This is a genomic window from Mesorhizobium sp. B2-8-9, assembly GCF_006439475.1.
GTDB lineage: Bacteria > Pseudomonadota > Alphaproteobacteria > Rhizobiales > Rhizobiaceae > Mesorhizobium.
In genome coordinates this window covers 1-1,068 of the sequence record NZ_VFTQ01000074.1, presented here as the reverse complement: position 1 = coordinate 1,068, position 1,068 = coordinate 1, and the positions used below count along the sequence as shown (strand labels likewise).

The following is a 1,068-nucleotide window of genomic DNA, read 5'->3' as shown; positions in this document are numbered from 1 at the left end:
CCCAGCATCACCGAGTCCTGGTGGAGATCGATGATCTCCGAGACCCGCAACCCCGTTTGCGCGGCCAGCAACAGCAGAGTGTGATCACGGCGTCCCAGCCATGTGCTGCGATCCGGACAGGCCAGGATCGCTTCAATCTCGGGCCTAGTGAGAAACTGAAGCTGTCGCTTGTCGCATCGCTTGCTCGGGATCGCGAGCACGCGTTGAATCTGGGCGCTATGGGCCGGCTCCTCGAACGACGCATATCTGAAGAAAGACCGAATGGCCGTGAGACGGAGATTCCGGGTCCTCACTGAGGCGGATCGCAGTGTCTCGAGGTCCTCCAGGAATGCGCCGATGAAAGGCGCGTCCAAATCCCGCAGTGTCAACTGCGACGGAGACCTGCCAAGGCGTGTCTGCGCGAATGCAAACAGGAGCCGGAAGGTGCCGCGATAGGAGGCGATGGTGTTGGAGCTTACGCCTCGATGTCGCATGAGCCGATCGGTGAACCACCGCTCGATCAGCACGGCCAGATCTTTCGAGGCACTCATGAGCGAACCTCCCACCGCTCATCCAGCAGTCGCGCGGCATGGGTCATTAACTCCGGCGCGGCGGATAGATACCAGTAAGTGTCGCGAACATTGGTGTGGCCGAGAAAGGTCGAGAGGACCGGCAGTTCCCGCTCGACATCTTCGCCGACCGAAGCCTTCGTCCGACAATCTGCCCGCATAAACGCGTGCAAACTCGCCAAATGGCCCGTGGATCAGCTTCCGATACAGTGTGCTGCGTTGCAGATAGTCACTTGCGTTGAGAAAGTGTTGGTAAAAACTTGTTCACTCGGCATAGTTCGGCGATCGGCATAAACCTGCAAGCTCAACGGCGTTGAGCCGCTGGGATATCTCGACGATGTCCTCACCAGGGTAGTCAACGGCCACCCTAATAGCAGATCGATGATCTGTTGCCTTGGGCCTACATCAACAAGCTCATGCTCAAGGCCGTGGCCTGAGAACACCGCTCTGATGTCCGCTGTCAAGGTTTGGAACGCAGAAGGTCGCCCGATCCGAGGAACGGCTGCTCATTCTGATGAGC

1 protein-coding gene and 2 pseudogenes are annotated in these 1,068 nt (G+C 58.6%); 1 reads left to right on the top strand and 2 read right to left on the bottom strand.

Annotation, left to right across the window (positions count from 1 at the left end):
- The coding region (locus tag FJ423_RS33400; protein ID WP_176479577.1) for a site-specific integrase at positions 1–530 on the bottom strand (530 nt) is incomplete at its 3' end.
- A pseudogene (locus FJ423_RS34545) lies at positions 527–676 on the bottom strand (integrase); the annotation flags it as partial. The pseudogene FJ423_RS34545 and the gene FJ423_RS33400, both read right to left, overlap by 4 nt.
- A 166-nt stretch (positions 677–842) precedes the next feature.
- On the opposite strand from FJ423_RS34545, the pseudogene FJ423_RS33390 reads away from it, so the two are divergent.
- Positions 843–985, top strand: a pseudogene (locus FJ423_RS33390) (transposase domain-containing protein); the annotation flags it as partial.
- Positions 986–1,068: the final 83 nt, after the last annotated feature.